This window comes from Tenacibaculum sp. 190524A02b (assembly GCF_964036645.1).
Classification (GTDB): domain Bacteria; phylum Bacteroidota; class Bacteroidia; order Flavobacteriales; family Flavobacteriaceae; genus Polaribacter; species Polaribacter vairaonense.
Window position 1 is genome coordinate 26,491 of sequence record NZ_OZ038525.1, and the last position, 18,991, is coordinate 45,481.

The 18,991-nt window shown below is 30.6% G+C and carries 15 protein-coding genes; 9 read left to right on the forward strand and 6 right to left on the reverse strand.

Features of this window, described 5'->3' with window-relative positions; genetic code table 11:
* Nucleotides 1-2 precede the first annotated feature (2 nt).
* The 3 genes from ABNT65_RS00105 to miaB are packed head-to-tail and all read right to left on the reverse strand — an operon-like array spanning nt 3 to nt 3,257.
* Nucleotides 3-506 carry an LptE family protein gene (locus tag ABNT65_RS00105; RefSeq protein WP_348737220.1) on the reverse strand — a complete coding sequence of 168 codons (504 nt, stop codon included), beginning with the start codon at nt 504-506 and terminating at the stop codon, nt 3-5.
* Between the two features lie 50 nt (nt 507-556).
* Nucleotides 557-1,783: a sigma-54 dependent transcriptional regulator gene (locus ABNT65_RS00110; protein ID WP_348702560.1), complete on the reverse strand. Its 1,227-nt coding sequence runs from the start codon at nt 1,781-1,783 to the stop codon at nt 557-559.
* 19 nt (nt 1,784-1,802) lie between these two features.
* Nucleotides 1,803-3,257: a tRNA (N6-isopentenyl adenosine(37)-C2)-methylthiotransferase MiaB gene (gene miaB / locus ABNT65_RS00115; RefSeq protein ID WP_348746813.1), complete on the reverse strand. Its 1,455-nt coding sequence runs from the start codon at nt 3,255-3,257 to the stop codon at nt 1,803-1,805.
* A gap of 327 nt (nt 3,258-3,584) precedes the next feature.
* Here miaB and topA point away from each other — a divergent pair, with 327 nt between their 5' ends.
* From topA to ABNT65_RS00155, 8 genes are all read left to right on the forward strand, one after another.
* Nucleotides 3,585-6,059: a type I DNA topoisomerase gene (gene topA / locus ABNT65_RS00120; protein WP_348737218.1), complete on the forward strand. Its 2,475-nt coding sequence runs from the start codon at nt 3,585-3,587 to the stop codon at nt 6,057-6,059.
* A gap of 64 nt (nt 6,060-6,123) precedes the next feature.
* Complete coding sequence (locus ABNT65_RS00125) at nt 6,124-7,281, forward strand: formimidoylglutamase (protein WP_348702557.1); 1,158 nt, start codon at nt 6,124-6,126, stop codon at nt 7,279-7,281.
* A 100-nt stretch (nt 7,282-7,381) separates the two neighbouring features.
* Entirely contained in the window at nt 7,382-8,758 is a 1,377-nt protein-coding gene (gldK, locus tag ABNT65_RS00130; RefSeq protein WP_348702556.1) for a gliding motility lipoprotein GldK, read from the forward strand.
* Nucleotides 8,759-8,816: 58 nt separating this feature from the next.
* A complete protein-coding gene (gene gldL, locus ABNT65_RS00135) occupies nt 8,817-9,455 on the forward strand; it encodes a gliding motility protein GldL (RefSeq protein WP_348702555.1) in 639 nt (212 codons plus the stop codon).
* Between the two features lie 35 nt (nt 9,456-9,490).
* A complete protein-coding gene (gene gldM, locus ABNT65_RS00140; RefSeq protein ID WP_348746814.1) occupies nt 9,491-11,023 on the forward strand; it encodes a gliding motility protein GldM in 1,533 nt (510 codons plus the stop codon).
* A gap of 19 nt (nt 11,024-11,042) precedes the next feature.
* Nucleotides 11,043-11,906: a gliding motility protein GldN gene (gene gldN / locus ABNT65_RS00145; protein WP_348737216.1), complete on the forward strand. Its 864-nt coding sequence runs from the start codon at nt 11,043-11,045 to the stop codon at nt 11,904-11,906.
* A 216-nt stretch (nt 11,907-12,122) separates the two neighbouring features.
* Nucleotides 12,123-12,506, forward strand: coding sequence for a hypothetical protein (locus tag ABNT65_RS00150; protein ID WP_348746815.1), 384 nt, complete (start codon nt 12,123-12,125; stop codon nt 12,504-12,506).
* A gap of 103 nt (nt 12,507-12,609) precedes the next feature.
* Complete coding sequence (locus ABNT65_RS00155; RefSeq protein WP_348746816.1) at nt 12,610-13,665, forward strand: FAD-binding oxidoreductase; 1,056 nt, start codon at nt 12,610-12,612, stop codon at nt 13,663-13,665.
* Nucleotides 13,666-13,827: 162 nt separating this feature from the next.
* On the opposite strand, the gene ABNT65_RS00160 is transcribed toward ABNT65_RS00155, so the two are convergent.
* The 3 genes from ABNT65_RS00160 to ABNT65_RS00170 form a co-directional block, all read right to left on the reverse strand.
* A complete protein-coding gene (locus ABNT65_RS00160) occupies nt 13,828-14,457 on the reverse strand; it encodes a response regulator transcription factor (protein ID WP_348702551.1) in 630 nt (209 codons plus the stop codon).
* Complete coding sequence (locus tag ABNT65_RS00165; RefSeq protein ID WP_348702550.1) at nt 14,454-16,460, reverse strand: sensor histidine kinase; 2,007 nt, start codon at nt 16,458-16,460, stop codon at nt 14,454-14,456. The genes ABNT65_RS00160 and ABNT65_RS00165 overlap by 4 nt, the downstream gene beginning before the upstream one ends.
* A 108-nt stretch (nt 16,461-16,568) precedes the next feature.
* Nucleotides 16,569-16,835, reverse strand: coding sequence for a DUF983 domain-containing protein (locus ABNT65_RS00170; protein ID WP_348702549.1), 267 nt, complete (start codon nt 16,833-16,835; stop codon nt 16,569-16,571).
* A gap of 224 nt (nt 16,836-17,059) precedes the next feature.
* Between ABNT65_RS00170 and ABNT65_RS00175 the strand changes: the two genes are divergently transcribed.
* Nucleotides 17,060-18,979: an ABC-F family ATP-binding cassette domain-containing protein gene (locus ABNT65_RS00175; RefSeq protein WP_348746817.1), complete on the forward strand. Its 1,920-nt coding sequence runs from the start codon at nt 17,060-17,062 to the stop codon at nt 18,977-18,979.
* The last annotated feature ends 12 nt before the right edge of the window (nt 18,980-18,991 follow it).

Here is an 18,991-nt window from a genome sequence, read left to right on the forward strand (position 1 = left end):
GTTTACCACTTCGCTACAGAAGCATTAAAAATATCTTGATTAATACGCTCTAAAATTTCATCTAAAGCACTTTCTAAAACGGAACCAGTTAATTGTTGACTAGCTCCATAATCATAGTAGAATGAAAATTGTTTCTCAAAACTATCTTTCTCTTCTAAATTATTTGTAAACCTAACATTTACAGATATTGTAAGCCTATTTTGGGCAGCTGTTTGATTAGCAGTAGCACTCATAGGTGTAATTCTATAGTCTACTATTTCACCATCAAAATGTAGGTCTCCACCAGTTCTAACTAAAGTTAAATTTGTTTGACGAGTAAATAAGTCTTGTAGGTCTTGTGTAAATCTTTGACTAAGTGTTGGCTCTATAATAGGTGCTTGGTTTGGGAAAAAGTCAATTTGAATCGTTTTAGCATTTCCAGTATTACCACCAGTGAAAGAATACGCTCCACAACCAATAAAGCTTAGTATGGTAATAGAGAACAATATGTAAAAAAATCTTTTCATTTAAAGTTTACTTATTTTGTCAAATATATTCAAAACAACAGTTAAATAAATTATAAATCGTATTGCTTAATTTTTCTGTATAAAGTTCTTTCAGAAATTCCAAGTTCTTTTGCAGCAAGCTTACGTTTTCCGTTGTTTTTTTCTAATGATTTTCTAATCATTTCAACCTCCTTTTCTTGTAATGATAGGTTTTCATCTTCTTCAATAGTTTCAACAAATTCATAATTGTTAGAAGATGGATTTTGAGGTATTTGAACAACTTCAACTTTAGGTGTTTCTATTTGTTGCTCTTGATAAATTCTCTCTATTAAAGTATGATTGTCTTCTTGAACCTGTTGTGTGTTTCCATCTTTAAGAAGATCAAGAGTTAATTTCTTTAAATCATTAATGTCATTTCGCATATCGAACAAGATTTTATACATAATATCACGTTCGTTGGCAAAATCACCATTACTATTATTGGTATCTTTAATTACAGCTGGAAGATTCCCTTGAATATTTGGTAGATATTGAGCTAACTTTTCTGGAGTAATAACTCTATTTTCTTCTACAACAGATATTTGTTCGGCAATATTTCTTAATTGTCTAATATTTCCAGGAAAGTTATAATTAAGTAATAATTTCACTGCATTTTCATCTAATCGAATAGTAGGCATGCGATATTTTTGAGCGAAATCAGCTGCAAATTTTCTGAATAAAAGATGAATATCATCACCTCTTTGCCTTAATGGAGGAAGAGGGATTTCAATAGTACTTAATCTATAATATAAATCTTCTCTGAATTTTTCTTTAGCAATAGCTTCATGCATATTAACATTAGTTGCAGCAACAATACGCACATTCGTCTTTTGTACTTGAGAAGATCCTACTTTTATAAACTCTCCATTTTCCAACACTCTAAGTAAACGAACTTGAGTTGTTAAGGGCAACTCACCAACTTCATCTAAAAATATTGTGCCACCATCTGCTACTTCAAAATATCCTTTTCTAGCTTGAGTTGCACCAGTAAAAGCACCCTTTTCATGTCCAAAAAGTTCGCTGTCAATAGTTCCTTCAGGAATTGCTCCGCAGTTAACAGCTATGTATTTAGCATGTTTTCTGTGTGATAATTGATGAATAATTTTAGGAATACTTTCTTTACCTACACCACTTTCTCCAACTACTAATACAGAAATATCGGTAGGGGCTACTCTAATAGCTTTTTCAATGGCTCTATTAAGTAACAGATCATTTCCAATAATTCCAAAACGTTGTTTTATGGCTTGTAAGTTTTCCATGTATGAAAGTGTTTGCTTTTTAATTATTGTCAGAGTACCCAACAGCAGTACCTTTTAATGTAGTTGAAGTACAATCTTCTATTTTTACATTAACAAAGTCTCCCATTTTATAGCTTTCTTTAGGAAAAACTACTACTGTATTTTGAGTATTACGACCTTTCCATTCGTTTTGGTTTTTCTTAGAAGTACCTTCAATTAAAACCTCTTGGATCTTACCAACTTGTTCTTTAGCTCTAAATAAACTATGTTCTTGTTGTAAGTTTATAATTTCTTGTAAACGACGTTTTTTTATAGCTAAAGGTATATCATCTTCCATTTTTTTAGCAGCCAAAGTACCAGGGCGTTCAGAATAAGCAAACATAAAACCAAAACTATATTTAACCTTTTCCATTAAATCAAGGGTGTCTTTATGATCTTCTTCTGTTTCTCCACAGAACCCAGCTATCATATCTTGACTTAAATGCATTTCAGGAATAATTTTATAAATATTCTCTACTAATTCAAGATATTCTTCTCTTGTATGCAAACGATTCATAGCTTTAAGCATAGCGTTACTTCCACTTTGAATAGGTAAATGAATGTATTTACAAATATTTCTATGCTTAGCCATTACATGAATAACATCTAGCGTCATATCTTGTGGATTAGAAGTTGAAAATCTAAAACGCATTTTAGGAAATTCAGTAGCACACATATCTAAAAGTTGTGCAAAATCTACAGCGGTAGCTTTCGCCATTTCAGATGCATTTTTAAAATCCTTTTTTAAACCACCACCATACCATAAATAGGAATCAACATTCTGACCTAATAAAGTAATTTCTTTATAGTTTTTGTCATGCATTGAGCGAACTTCCTCTATAATACTTTTAGGATCACGGCTACGTTCACGTCCTCTTGTAAATGGTACTACACAAAAAGTACACATGTTATCACAACCACGAGTAATAGAGACAAAGGCAGAAACACCATTAGAGTTTAATCTTACAGGTGAAACATCAGCGTACGTTTCTTCTTTAGAAAGAATAACATTTACAGCATCTCTTCCTGCTTCAACTTCTTCTACAAGATTAGGTAAGTCTCTATAAGCATCTGGTCCAACAACTAAATCAACAATTTTTTCTTCCTCTAAAAATTTAGCTTTTAAACGTTCAGCCATGCAACCTAAAACACCTACTTTCATTTTAGGATTGTGTTTTTTAGCATGGTTGTATTTTTGCAGCCTGTTTCTAACAGTTTGTTCTGCTTTTTCACGAATTGAACAAGTGTTGACTAAAACTAAATCTGCTTCATTAATGTCACCTGTAGTATTAAATCCTTGTTCAGCAAGAATAGAAGCTACAATTTCACTATCATTCATATTCATTTGGCAACCATAACTTTCAATAAAAAGCTTTTTATTGTTACCTTCCTTTTGTTCTGTTAATAAAGGTTTACCTTGTTTTTTTTCGTCAATAACTTTCTCTACGTGTTCCATAATATCCTTATATCGTGATGAAAAATAGAGTGCAAAGATACAACCAAAAAATGTAATTTATGACAAATTGACATAAATAATTGTTAGCTTTAAAGCAAGAAATAAAGAGTGTTTAGTTAACATTAACAGTGTAAGAAGTGAATTGTATGGAATCTTAATTTATAGGATGACTCTTGGGGTTTTAGTTGTAATGACTAAGTATAGTTGTATTAATAAAAAGTAATTTTTTTTATAAGAAGGTCTAATAAAAAAAAAGTGGCTACTTTTGCAAACTGAAAAACTATACCTTTATATTAGTAGTAGTTTTTAGATAAGAGATTTAGAAGTATGGCAAAGAATTTAGTAATCGTTGAGTCCCCAGCAAAGGCAAAAACCATTGAAAAGTTTTTAGGAAAAGACTTTCAAGTTGAATCTAGTTTTGGACATATAGCAGATTTACCTTCCAAAGAATTAGGGGTAAATGTAGAAGGTGATTTTAAACCTAAGTATATAGTTTCTACAGATAAGAAAGCTGTAGTTAAGAAACTAAAGGATTTAGCAAAAAAAGCAGAAACTGTTTGGTTAGCTTCCGATGAGGATCGAGAAGGAGAAGCTATTGCTTGGCATTTGGCAGAGCAATTGAAATTGAAAGAGAAAGACACTAAACGTATTGTTTTTAACTCAATTACTAAAAATGCCATATTAAAGGCAATTGAAAATCCACGTACCATTAATTATAATCTTGTGGACGCTCAACAGGCAAGACGTGTTCTTGATAGAATAGTAGGATACGAACTCTCTCCAGTGTTATGGAGAAAGGTGAAAGCAGGTTTGTCAGCAGGTAGAGTTCAGTCTGTAGCAGTTAGGCTAATTGTAGAAAGAGAAAGAGAGATTGAAGCTTTTGAAGCGAAAGCTTCGTATCGTGTTGATGCTGAGTTTTCAAACCAAGAAGGTAAAAGTTTTAAAGCTAAATTGGCTAAAAATTTTGCAACTAAAAAAGAAGCAGAAGACTTTTTGAATTCTTGTATTGACGCTACGTTTAAAGTAGAGGATTTACAGAAAAAGCCAGCTAAAAAATCTCCAGCAGCTCCGTTTACAACTTCTACGTTACAACAAGAAGCATCAAGAAAGTTAGGGTTTCCTGTTTCAAAAACAATGATGGTAGCGCAAAGGTTATATGAAGCAGGTTTAATAACTTATATGAGAACGGATAGTGTAAATTTATCTTCTGAAGCAATGAATGCAGCACAAGATGAAATTACAAAGAGTTATGGTAAAGAGTATAGTAAGCCAAGAAGTTTTTCAACAAAATCCAAAGGAGCTCAAGAAGCGCACGAGGCTATTCGTCCTACAGATATGACACGCCATGAAGTTTCTGTGGATTATGACCAAGATAGATTATATAGTTTAATTTGGAAAAGAACTTTGGCTTCACAAATGAGTGATGCTAATTTAGAAAGAACAAGTGTTAAAATAAATAACAATAAAAACGATAAACAGTTTGCTGCTAATGGTGAGGTGATTACGTTTGAAGGTTTCTTAAAAGTTTACTTAGAAGGAACAGATAATGAAGAAGAAGAGCAAGCAGGAATGTTACCTAAAATGCAGGTTAATGAAACCTTATTAAACAAGTTTATATCGGCAACAGAAAGGTATACTAGACCACCAGCAAGATTTACTGAAGCATCGTTGGTGAAAAGATTAGAAGAATTAGGTATTGGACGTCCGTCTACTTATGCTCCAACAATTTCAACAGTTCAAAGAAGAGGTTATGTAGAAAAAGGTACTGCGGAAGGAGTGGAAAGAAAATATACGCAGTTAATGTTAGCAGGAAGTTCGGTTAAAGAAAATAAACTAACTGAAAAAGTAGGGGCAGATAAAGGAAAGTTAATGCCGACTGATATTGGTAATATAGTTAATGACTTTTTAGTAGAGAACTTTAAAAAAGTATTAGACTATGGCTTTACTGCAAAAGTAGAAAATGATTTTGATGATATTGCTGAAGGAAAAGAAAACTGGACTTCAATTATTAAAGATTTTTACAAAGATTTCCACCCAAATGTGAAAGATGTTGCAGAAAATGCAGAAAGAGCAAGCGGACAACGTTTATTAGGTGTGGATCCTGAAAGCGGAAAGAATGTATATGTACGTTTAGGCCGTTTTGGAGCAATGGTTCAAATAGGTGAGGCAACTGATGAAGAGAAACCTAAATTTGCAAGCCTTCAGGGAGATCAAACGTTAAGTTCTATTACTTACGAGGAAGCAATGGACTTATTTAAGTTGCCTAAAACATTAGGTGAATATGAAGAAAAAGAAGTAGTAGTGGCTAATGGACGTTTTGGGCCTTATATAAAATTTGACAGTAAGTACGTATCTCTTGATAAAGGAGAAAACCCAATGTCTGTAGATATGGAAAGAGCTATTGAGTTGATTGAAGCAAAAAGAAAAGCAGATGCTCCTATTGGTGAATATGAAGGGATGCCAATACAAAAAGGTGTAGGTAGGTTCGGACCCTTTATAAAATGGAACAGTATTTTTATTAATGTCAATAAAAAATATGATTTTGATAACTTGTCGCAAAATGATTTAGAAGAGTTAATAGAAGATAAGAAACGAAAGGAACGCGAAAAGTTAATCCATAACTTTGAAGAAGTTGGAATTCGAGTAGAAAAAGCGCGTTGGGGAAGGTTTAATGTTATTAAAGGTAAGATAAAAGTTGAATTACCTAAAACAACAGAAATAGAGAAGTTGACCCAAGAAGAGGCGGTTAAAATGATAGAAGCTAAAACACCTAAAAAGAAAACTGTTAAAAAAAAGAAATAAACTAAAGTGTCGCATACTAATAAGTTTTTATTATATTGCGATATCTTTTAATCCCCTTAAATAGATGAATGTTGATTTTTTCTCACCGATTAATGACTCGGTAGTATCACATGTTATGTCGCAACCATCAATGGTTTTAGGAAAAATCGTTGAGCTTTACACAAAAGAAAATGGTTGGCCTGATTTATCAGATGTCAGGTTAGCTGTGATAGGAGTTGCTGAAGGAAGAGGGACAAATCAATATAATTGCGATGAAGGGTTATATCACATAAGAAAACAATTGTATTCATTGTATGCAGGGAATTGGCATTCAAAAATTGTTGACTTAGGAGATATAGAACAAGGAGCGACAATACAAGATACATATTTTGCCTTGTCCTCAATTATAACTTCACTGCTAAAACAAAACATCATACCTATTGTAATTGGAGGGAGTCAGGATTTGACCTATGCTGTGTATAGAGCATATGACGCTTTAGAACAAACTGTAAATCTAGTATCTGTAGATAGTAGATTTGATATTGGTAGTTCTGAAGAGAGTCTGTTGTCAAGATCTTTTTTGAGTAAAGTAATAATGGAAGAACCCAATAATTTATTTAATTACAGTAATATTGGGTACCAAACATATTTTAATTCACAAGAAGAAATTGGACTTTTGGATAAGTTATATTTTGACGCCTATCGATTAGGGGAAGTAAAAGATATAACTCTGGTTGAGCCAATATTGAGAGATGCAGATATCGTTAGTATAGATATTGGTTGTGTTAGGCAAAGTGAAGCCCCGGGAAATGAAAATGCATCACCTAATGGATTTTATGGTGAAGATTTATGCGCAATAGCAAGATATGCAGGGATAAGTGACAAAGTTAGCTCTTTTGGTGTCTATGAATATAGTAGCACTTTAGATAATAATAATCAAACATCTAAGTTAATAGCACAAGCTATATGGTATTTTATAGAAGGAGTTAACTATAGAGCTAATGATTATCCATACGCAACAAAGGAGAGTTATCAGAAATATACAGTAGTATTGGAAGATGATGATCCATTAAACTTTTATAAAAGTGATAAAAGTGGGCGTTGGTGGATGGAAATAAATTTAATATCGAATAATAAACACAAAAGACATGCGTTAATACCATGTAACTATCGGGATTATGAACAAGCATTGAATCATAAAATACCGAAAAGATGGTTTAAAGCATTGCAAAAACTTACGTAAACGTAAGTTATTTTTGAGAAATAATTTTTTATAACACGTAATTGTTTTTTAATAAAAAAAATAATAGGTTTACGCCTCTTTTTTAAGAAAGGAATAAAGTATGAAGAAATTAGCAGCATTTGCATTATTAGTATCTATCGTTTACGCCTGTGGTGGTTCAGGAGGTGATAGAGGAGAGTTAGTAGGAGAAAAGTCAAAAAGAAAATGGTTTGCTGAAAAACCATATGGAATGGCTAAGATACCTGGAGGTTCTTTTACAATGGGTAAACAGGATGAAGATCCGTTAGGAGCAATGAATGCACCAACTAAAACGGTTACTGTACAGCCGTTTTATATGGATGAGTCAGAAATAACAAACAGCGAGTACAAACAGTTTGTTGTTTGGGTAAGAGATTCCATTACAAGAACAAAACTAGCATACCAAGCAGAATTTGCTTCTGGAGGAGATGAAGGAGCTGAAGGAGATAAGGCTACAGGTATTCAATTATATGCTTTTGCTTCTAAAGATACGGTGAATGAGAGTCCTTACGATAAATATATGCGTGAAAATTACTACGAAGTAGGTGAAGGACTGGATTCTTTAAAACCTTTAAATTGGGAGGAAGATATTATTTGGGAGCAAAGTGAATTTCCAGATGAAGATTACGTTGAAGTAATGGATTCATTATATATAAAAAAGGATGAAGCCTTAAATGGTATTAGGACTTTTAATACAGATTTATTAAATTACAGGTATTATTGGTTTGATAATGAAATGGCTGCTAGGTCTGGAAAGAATAGAAAAGAATTCATGAAAGATGAAGTGTTAAATATTTATCCAGATACCACAGTATGGATTAAAGATTTTAACTATTCATATAATGATCCAATGCACCAAGAATATTTTGCACACAAAGCTTATGAAAACTATCCAGTAGTAGGTGTTACATGGAAACAAGCAAAAGCTTTTTGTCATTGGAGAACAAAAAATAAAAATAGATACCAACGTTCAAAGAAAAAATTAGGTTTAGTACCAGCTTTTAGATTACCAACTGAAGCAGAGTGGGAGTATGCAGCACGTGGAGGATTGAATTACGCTAAGTATCCTTGGGGAGGTCCAAGTACAACTAGTGATAGAGGTTGCTTCTTAGCGAATTTTAAACCAGTTCGTGGAGATTATGCAGCAGATGGCGCTTTATATACTGTAGAAGCAGAATCTTATAACCCTAATGAATACGGCTTGTACAATATGGCAGGAAATGTGGCTGAATGGACAAATACAGCATACAACCAAATGTCTTATTACATGGGGTCAACAATGAATCCTAACGTAGAGAATAGAGAAAATAGAAGAAAAATAATCCGTGGAGGATCTTGGAAAGATGTAGCGTATTTCTTAGAAGTAAGTTCAAGAGATTGGGAATATGCAGATACAGCAAGAAGTTACATTGGGTTTAGAACAGTTCAAGATTATTTAGGAACAAATAAAAGTAAATAAGAGTTTAAACAAGAATAAATAGTAATAATTAAAAATTCCCTTAAAAAAAGTAAAAATTATGGCACAATCGAAATCAACTAAGAAATTATTTAATCTAGCGTACGGTCTAGGAGCGGCAATTGTAATTTTAGGAGCGTTATTCAAAATTTTACACTGGCCCTTTGGAAACGAAATGCTAATGGCTGGTATGATTACAGAAGCATTAGTATTTGCTTTATCTGCATTTGAACCAGTAGAAGAAGATTTAGATTGGACTAAAGTATATCCTGAATTAGCTGGTGGATCAACATCTAGAAAAGGTAAAAAAGAAGCCTCTCCAGATGAAGCACAAAGTATGTTATCTCAAAAATTAGATAATATTTTAAAAGAAGCTAAATTAGATGCAAATTTAATTTCAAGTTTAGGTGATAGTATTAAAAACTTCCAAGGAGCTGCTGAAGGATTAACAGCTACTTCTACTACGGTTTCTTCAACTAATCAATATAATGAGCAAATGTCTATGGCTGCTGCTAAGTTAGAGTCTTTAAACGGTTTATATGCTACTCAAGTAGAAAATGCTAGTAAACAAGCAGATTTAAACTCTGCATTAGTAGAAAACTCTCAGCGTTTACAAGAGCAAATGGATTCATTAGCTACAAACTTATCTTCATTAAATGGAGTATATGGAGGTATGTTATCTGCAATGTCTAATAAATAATTAGTTACTAGTTAACTTAAATCAAACTGATTAATATGGCAGGAGGAAAACTATCACCAAGGCAAAAGATGATTAACCTGATGTATCTTGTATTCATTGCAATGTTAGCAATGAACATGAGTAAAGAGGTTTTATCAGCTTTTGGATTAATGAACGAAAAATTAACTGAAGCTAATCAAAAAGCTTCAGAGAAAAATAAGCTAGGTTATGAAGCCTTAGCACAAAAAGCGTCAGAACAAGCTTTGCAATATGGAGAAGCTAAAGCAAAAACTGACGAGTTAAAGGTATTAGCTAATGAGTTATATGCATACATTGAGGATTTAAAATCTAAAATGACAGCAGATGTTAAGGACCCTAAGAAGTACGAGTCTATGGATAAATCTAAGTTTTTAGATGTGTACTTTTTTAAAGGAGGTAAAATTTCTTCTGAAGGAAAGGAATTTGTGTCTAAAATAGAGGCATTCAGAGATCAAGCAGCTAAATTATTAGAAGGGAAAGAAGTAGCAGATGTTATTTTAGATCGTTTTAATACAGATAAAGAAGAAAACAAGGATAAGAAGAAAGTTGAATGGTTAAAGTATCACTATGAAGGGTTCCCTTTAATAGCTTCTTTAACTAAGTTAACTCAAATTCAAGCTGATATTAAAGCTACGGAATCTGATGCTTTAAGTTCGTTGTTACAAAAAGAATTATCTGCAGCTGTGTCTATGACAAACTATGATGCAATGGTTGTATTTGAAAAGAATGCATATTATCCTGGAGAAAAATTATCAGGTAAAATTGTATTAGGTAAAAATGACCCTAACTTAACTGCTGAGAAAGTTATTCTTAACGGTAAAGAAATGTCTGAAGATAAAATTCAAGCAGGTCAAGTAATTTTAGATGGTCCAGCAGGAGCAGTTGGTGACAAAGAGTTAAAAGGAGAATTCCATTTTAAAGAAGGAGATTCTACTGTTGTAATTCCAATTAAAGGAGGTTATTCAGTAATTCCTAAGCCAAATGAAGCTGTTATCTCTGCTGATAAAATGAATGTTGTTTATCGTGGTTTAACAAATCCATTAACAATATCTATCCCTGGGATTCCTGGTAATAAAGTTAATGCGAGTGCTCCTGGATTAAGAAGAGTAAAAGGCAATAGTTATGCAATGAATCCTGGAAAAGGAGGAGAAGTAACTATTAGAGTTAGTGGTAAATTACCTAGTGGTGTAACAGTAAGTTCTAACAAAAAGTTTAGAATTAAAGATATTCCACCAGCAGTAGGTATGGTTCGTAACCAATATGGAACTGTTAAGATGCCTAAAGCAAGTGTAGCTAATGTTAGCGTGGCGGCTGGATTACCAGACTTTTTATTTGATTTAAAATTAAATGTATCTAGCTTTAAAATAAAAATTCCTGGACAAGTTACAATACCTGTGAACGGAACACGTTTAAGTGCTAGAGCTAGAAAGGCTTTAGGTAGAGCACGAAGAAATGATGTAATATCTATTTTTGATATCAAAGCATCAGTATCAGGTTCAAACTATAAAATTAGAAAAGTTTTACCTGTAAATATTGAAATTACAAATTAATAAGTAAAATAAGAAGAGTATGAATTGGAAGCGTTTTTATTTGGTTGCACTAACACTTGTAGTAACAAGTTTTGCAAGTGCACAGGCAAACCTTTTAAATGCTAAAAAGGTAAGCGAAATTGGATTTAAATCTGAAGAACAAATAGCTTCAGAAGATGATAGACCTTTGCCTTATGGGCATATTACAGATAGAGATGTATTATGGTCAAAAGTTGTATGGGAGTATGTAGACTTAAATCAAAAGTTAAATTTACCTTATTATTATCCAATTGATACGACTGGAGCAGGAAATAACAGACGTTCTTTATTTGATTCTTTATTAAAAGGAATTAGAGATGGTGAAATAAAAGAAGTATATGATGATTCTTATTTTACCACAAGAATTGGAATGGAGGAGATAAAACAAGTGACAGAAAATGAACGTGATGATGGGTATGGTAATATGGATCCGTATTTTATTAGATCTGAGGATATTAGAGGGTACTTGTTAAAAGGTATTTGGTATTTTGATAAGCGTCAAGGTGAGTTAAAATATCGTATGTTGGCTATTGCTCCAATGGGACCTGATGTGCAAGTTTTAGGAGTTGAGGAAATAGATGATAAAGATAGTGTGTATGAATTGTTTTGGGTTTTCTATCCAGATGCTAGAAATACATTACACAAGTCTAAAGTATTCAATCCATTGAATTCTGCTCAACCCATATCTTATGATAACTTATTAAATGCACGTAGATTTAATTCTACTATTGTAAAGGAAGAAAACCTTTATGGAGATAGAGAAATTAAAGATTATATACGTGGAAACTCGTTATTCCAATTGCTTGAAGCAAACAGAATTAAAGAAGGAATTCGAGATAGAGAAATGGATATGTGGAATTATTAAAAAATTAAATTAAAAAGAGGACAGTCCTCATAAAACTGTTCTCTTTTTTTTTAATACTGCTATGAAATCAAAAATTGTTAATTAATATAAGTAATCTATAGTTTTAGATTAAAAGCCACTCACTTATTAGAGTTTTTTTTGATTAAAATAGAAGTGTTTATAGTATTTTATAATTAACGCTCTAGTTATGAAAGAGCATCAAAAATCAATTTTATTATGAAAAAAGTATTTTTTTTGTCAGCTGCACTATTGACAGGTTTGGCGCTTATGTCTTTTGATAAAGAGACTAATTTAAACGATGATAATTCATCAGAAGATTCAACAGCATTTTGTACAATAAATCATAAACGCTACGCTACTGATTCAGATGGTACTAGGTATTTAGTTTATGAAAGAGTAGAGTCTTGTGATGGAAAGTATGTTATTAGATATATACATGGAACTGGTCCTACAGGAAGAATTTCTGAACAGTCCATTAGAGATGAAAGAGAAGGTCCTGAAATGGAAGGGGTTGAAGGAGAGCCTCCTACAGAAAAACAATCAATACAAGCTCCCAATGCTAAAGGTTTTTTAAATAAATTATTAAATATTGGTAGTTAGTTTTTAAACATTTTAATATATAAAATAAGGAAATAATATTATTTTATATTAAAGGTAGCAATTCAAAATTGCTACCTTTTGTTTCTGACTACATTTGCAAAATATGAGAGAAGTTGATTATATAATTGTAGGGTTAGGACTAGCTGGTTTAGCTTTTGTAGAAAAGTTATTAGAAAATAATTTAAGTTTTGTAGTTTTTGAAGATGCCTCAGAGGTTTCCTCAATAGTTGCTGGAGGTGTATACAATCCTGTCATCTTAAAAAGGTTTACACCAGCGTGGAATGGTCATAAGCAATTAGTATATGCATTACCTTTTTATGAAAAAATAGAAAAGAGATTACAAGTAAATTTTGATACTAAGTTTACAACAAGAAAGGTTTTTAACTCCATTTCAGACCAAAATAATTGGTTTACTGCTTTAGATAAACCTAATTTGTCATTATATATGAAGTCTGATATATTAAGAGATACTTTGGAAGGAGTATATGGTGATTTTGGTTTTGGAGAACTAGAGGGAACTGGAAAAATTGATACAAAACTTTTATTGGACAGCTATAAAAAAGATTTAGAAGAAAAAGGAAATTTAATTAGTGAAAGTTTTGTTTATGATAATTTAAAAATAGAAAAAGAACTATTGAATTATGAAAATATAAAAGCTAAAAAAATTGTTTTTAGCGAAGGTTATGGTTTAAAAAGAAATCCTTATTTCAATTACTTACCTTTAATGGGAACCAAAGGAGAGACGTTAACTATTATAGCTCCTGATTTAAATATTGACTTTTTATTAAAATCTAGTGTTTTTGTTTTGCCTTTAGGAAATGATAAATATAAAGTAGGAGCCACTTTTAATTGGACGGATAAAACTTCTTTACCAACAGAAGAAGGAAAAGAAGAACTAGTTAAAAAGCTAGAAAAAGTAATTTCAGTGCCTTATAAAATTATAGAGCAATCTGCAGGAATTAGACCTACAATAAAAGATAGAAAACCTTTAGTAGGAAAACATCCAGAATATGAAAATTTAGCAATTTTAAATGGATTAGGGACAAGAGGCGTCATGATAGCGCCAACTATTGCAAACAATCTGTTTAATCACCTAGAAAGCGGAATAGCTTTAGATAAAGAAATAAACATTACACGTTTTCAACAAAAAACAACCTAACTATACAAGATAATTAGATTGCTCATTTGTGTAGTAGTTTGAATAGATATCCAGCCCCCCGAAAGAATAAATAGATGCTACTACGGTTGTTTATTAGAAATTAATACTCAAATTAACTAATAAAATTAGGATTAATCGTGGGTATTAATACCCATAATTGGTTTACGTAAATAAGTGTTTATTTTTTTGAGTCCATAATAATAAAGCACCAGTTTTTGGAAGTAAATCTAATTTTAAAATAATTTTACTTCTATATTTTTCAATAGTTCTAGGAGATAAAAATAAGAGGCGTCCAATTTCTTTATTCGTTTTGTGTTCTGAAACTAATTTTAAAATCCTTCTTTCAGCAAGTGTAAACTCTTTTAAAACATTTTCATTATCTTCAGTAAAGTTCAGTGCATTTTTAATTTTCTGGCTAAAAAATGGTGTATTATTAAGGACAGACCTTATACACAAATCAATTTCTTCCAAAGCAAATTCTTTCAAAATATATCCATAAATATTACATTTCTTAGCTTGTAGATATAGTTGAACTTCTTTATGAAGTGTTATTAAAATAATTTTAGAATCTATATTTTGTTTTAAACATTCTTTAGCTATTTCTATACCTGTTAATTGGGGCATTTCAACATCTAGAATAGCTATTGAAGGTTGATTTTTTAATAGAAAATTTAAGGCAGATTTACCATTATTTCCAGTACCAACAATATTGTATTCTTTTTCTATTAATAAATCTTTCAGACCTTTAATTAAAATAGGATGGTCATCAGCTATGTAAATACTTGGTTTCATATTTTAGGGATTGAAATTTCTATTTTAGTTCCTTTATATATCTTAGAACTTATTTTGAGGTTTCCTTGTAAAAAGTTAACTCTATTTTTAATGTTTTTTAACCCTAGACTTTTATAGTCTTTATAACGGTCACAATAATCAAAACCAACACCATTATCTTCAACCGTCAATAAAATTTTTTTATGATTATTTATAATGCTAACTTTTCCAGAATCTGCTTTAGAATGTTTAATTATATTATTCAGACATTCTTGTATGATTCTATATATATTCATTTCTTTTTTAGAGCTTAATAAGTCATCTATATTATCAATATCACCAAAAATTAAAGTTTTTTTATAATGTTTATCCATTTCGTCAATTAAAGTATGAATGGATTTTGTGATACCAATTTGTTTTATTTGTAACGGCTGTAGGTTTCTTGAAATAACACGAATTTCATTAATAGCGTCATCTATTAGTTTACAACTTTTTTGATCTTTATTTAATAAAACTTGATTTTTAACTAACAATAATTTATGACCTAAACTGTCATGCATATCTTTAGAAACTCTTTTTCGTTCATTATCAAGAAATGAAAGTAGGTTTTGTGAATAGGAGTTTTGAAGTTTTTGTTTTCTTTTTAAGTATAAATGATTTAAGAAAAAATAAATAAGAACAATAATAAAAATGCTACTTAATGATAAAACCAAAAATAATAATTGCTTATTTTTCTTATCCTTTTTAAGGTTATTAATGTCTGCTTTTTGCTCAATTATTTTTTGTTCTTTAAGTTTTGTTTCATGCTGTGTTTGATAATAGTATAGAATATTTAATTTTTCCCTATTAAAAAGTGAATCTTTAATTTTATTATATGAAGTATAATAGTTTAAAGCCTTAGGTAAATTATTTTGAGCTTTGTGTATTTTATAAAGTAGTTTGTTAGCATCAATAATATTTTGAGTATAATTTTGTTGTATGGCTTCTTTTAAATTATTCTCAGCAAGTATAAGAGCCTCAGCTAAAGCTCCAGTTTTAAATAAATAGAAACTTTTTAGTTTTTGGAAATAATAGAAGTTATCGTTTTCATTGCTCTTAACATTATCTTGAGCTTTTTGAAAATAAAAAGTAGCCTTAGAGAAATTATCAATTTCTAAATAATATTGAGCAATATCACAATAGATAAAGGATAAATTATGAAATTCATCTTTTTCATTTTCAGCAATGGATACCGCTTTTTTTAGATAGAATTCTTGTTGATCAAACTGTTTATTATTTTTATAATCTTTAGCTAGGTTTAAATAATCATTAGAAAGTCCTTGAGTAAAACTTTGTTTTATTTTTTCATCAATTAACTTTTGACGCTCTTTAATTGTTTTTTCTATAAGGTTATTCACTCCATGAATATTTATAATAGAAGATTTGGTATAGAAAGTATACGCTGTATCACCTAAATTGGTATAATAATCTAAAGCATGTTCAAAACTACTTAATGCTTTATAGAAGTTGTTAATGTTATAATAAGCCTGTCCCCTAAAAAATAAAGCATCTGCGGTATGAATTGAATCTTTATGAGTAAATGTATTAATAGCTAATGAGTAGTTGTCAATAGCCTTATTATAGTTTTTTCCATTAAAAAATATACCTCCCTTTTTTAAGTATATACTACCTAAAAGAAAAGAATCATTAACATGGTGTTTAATTTTTTCAAGTTTCTCAATAATTTTAAAAGCCTTTTTCCTTTGCCCAAAATAATTATTAACATAGTAAATAACCTTAATGCCTTTATTTATAGCTTCTTGATGTTGTTGAGATTTAATGGCTAAATCTATATATTCATCATAGTAACCAACCATACGTTTTAGTTGATTGTTAGATTTAGTAACATTAATAAGGCTGTCTAATCTTTTTAATTTGAGTTTGTTTATCTGGGTTGTATCAATTTTTTGTGATAAAGCACCACTTTCTTGAACAAAAACAACATTAAAAACCAGACTCAATATGAAAGTAGTGTATAACTTCATATGAATAATTTTTAATTATAAAATATCTATGTTGAAGATAGTGGGGAGACTATAGTCCTAAATATAATAAAAAAATCTTATAGTGTTAATAAAAAGTTAAAATAAAGTTTAACTTTTTTGATATTTCACAAAAATGTTAATCCATATTATTCTAGATAAGCGCAAGCTAAAAGGAGTTAATAATAAAGAAACAATAATAACAGTAATGAAACTTTGGAGAATGGTTAAACCAATAAATAATTTTGAAATAATAAAAACTCCCACGAATAAAGCTACTGCAATAGCATAGTTAACATACATAGCACCAAAATAAAAAGAAGGTTCCATCATGTATTTTAAGCCACAATTTGGACAGTTCTCATGTAAAGTAGTCACTTTTTTGGGGTTTAAAGTTACACGATACTTGAAAAAATCACCTTTGTGACATTTAGGGCATTTATTTCTAAAAATGCTATATAATTTATTGCCTTTACCAAACATATAAAGAAGTATAAGTTTAATTAACTGATTCGTTTTTGTAAGTTTGTGCAAATTTCAACAAAAACAAAATCGTAGCTTGTAACAAGTGTTACAAATTTACGGTAATTACTTCTATAAATATGCTAAACGTACATAATTTAACAGTCTCTTTTATGGGAACTGATTTGTTTTCAGGAATTACCTTTAAATTAAATAAAGGAGATAGAATTGGGTTAATAGGAAAGAATGGAGCAGGAAAATCTACTTTGTTAAAAGTCCTAGCAAAAGATATTGAAAGTAGTGGAGGAACGATTGCTTTTGATAAAGAAGTAAAAATAGGTTTTTTACGTCAGGATATTGATTTCGTACATGGAAGAACCATTTTAGAAGAAGCTTACCAAGCATTTACTGAAATTAAAGAAATAGAAGCTGAGTTAGAAGGTATTAATAATCAGTTAGCTGAAAGAACTGATTATGAAAGTGAAAGTTATAATCAGCTAATTATAGATTTAAATGAAAAAACAGAGCGTTATGAATTATTAGGAGGTTATAATTACCAAGGAGATACAGAAAAGGTTTTGCAAGGTTTAGGTTTTCAAAGAGAAGATTTTGATAAACTTACGGATACTTTTTCTGGAGGATGGCGTATGCGTATTGAATTAGCAAAGTTATTATTACAGAATAATGATATTTTATTACTGGATGAGCCTACAAACCATTTAGATATTGAATCAATTATTTGGTTAGAAAACTTTTTAAAAAACTATTCAGGAGCAATTGTATTGGTATCGCATGATAAAATGTTTTTAGATAATGTAACTAATAGAACTATTGAAATATCGTTAGGTCAAATTTACGATTACAAAAAGCCATATACAGAATTTCTAAAGCTTAGAGCAGAAATAAAAGAAAAACAATTACAAGCTCAGAAAAATCAAGAAAAAGAAATAGAACACACACAAAAACTTATTGAAAAGTTTAGAGCCAAAGCTAAAAAGGCTTCCATGGCACAATCACTTATAAAAAAATTAGATAAAGTAGAGCGTATAGAAGTAGATCAGGATGATAATGCCGTAATGAATGTTCGCTTTGAAATATCTAAAGAGCCAGGTAAAATTATTGTAGAGGCTGAAAACTTAGGAAAATGTTATGGAGATAAGCAAGTTTTAGAAAATGTAGATTTATTAATAGAACGTAATAGTAAAATAGCTTTTGTAGGACAAAATGGTCAAGGAAAATCAACATTAGCTAAAATGATGGTAGGTGAAATTCCTTTTGATGGGAATTTAAAATTAGGTCATAATGTTGAAGTAGGATATTTTGCGCAAAACCAATCGGAATATTTGCCACCAGAAAAAACAGTCTTGGAAATAATGGAAGATGCTGCTAATGATGGTAACAGAGTAAAGGTTAGAGATATGCTAGGTGCATTTTTATTTGGTGGAGAAGCGGTAGATAAAAAAGCAAAAGTATTATCAGGTGGAGAAAGAAACCGTTTGGCATTGTGTAAATTATTACTTTCCCCTTTTAATGTACTAATAATGGATGAGCCTACCAACCATTTAGATATTGCTTCAAAGAATGTATTAAAACAAGCACTACAAAATTTTAAAGGAACGCTTATTATTGTTTCACATGACCGTGATTTTTTACAAGGATTAACCTCAACAGTTTATGGGTTCAAAGACAAAGTAATAAAAGAGTATTTAGGAGATATTGATTATTTCTTAGAGCAACACAAAATGGAGAACCTGCGTGAAGCAGAAAAAAGAACAGTAGTTAAAGAACAAAAAGATTCTTCTAAAAAAGAAGCTTATAAACTATCTAAAGAACAAGAGAAAGAATTAAAGAAGTTAAAAAATAGATTAGGAAAAATAGAAACTCAGATAGCAGATTTAGAAGCTGAAATAGAAAAAATAGATTTAGAATTGGCACAGAATTATGAAGAAGTGTCTTCACAACCTAATTTTTTTGAAAGTTATAAAGCTAAAAAAGCAAAGGTTGATGAGTTGATGGAAGAATGGGAGCAAGTAGAGGAAAAAGTGACTGGATATAATTAGTGTTTTCCCTGT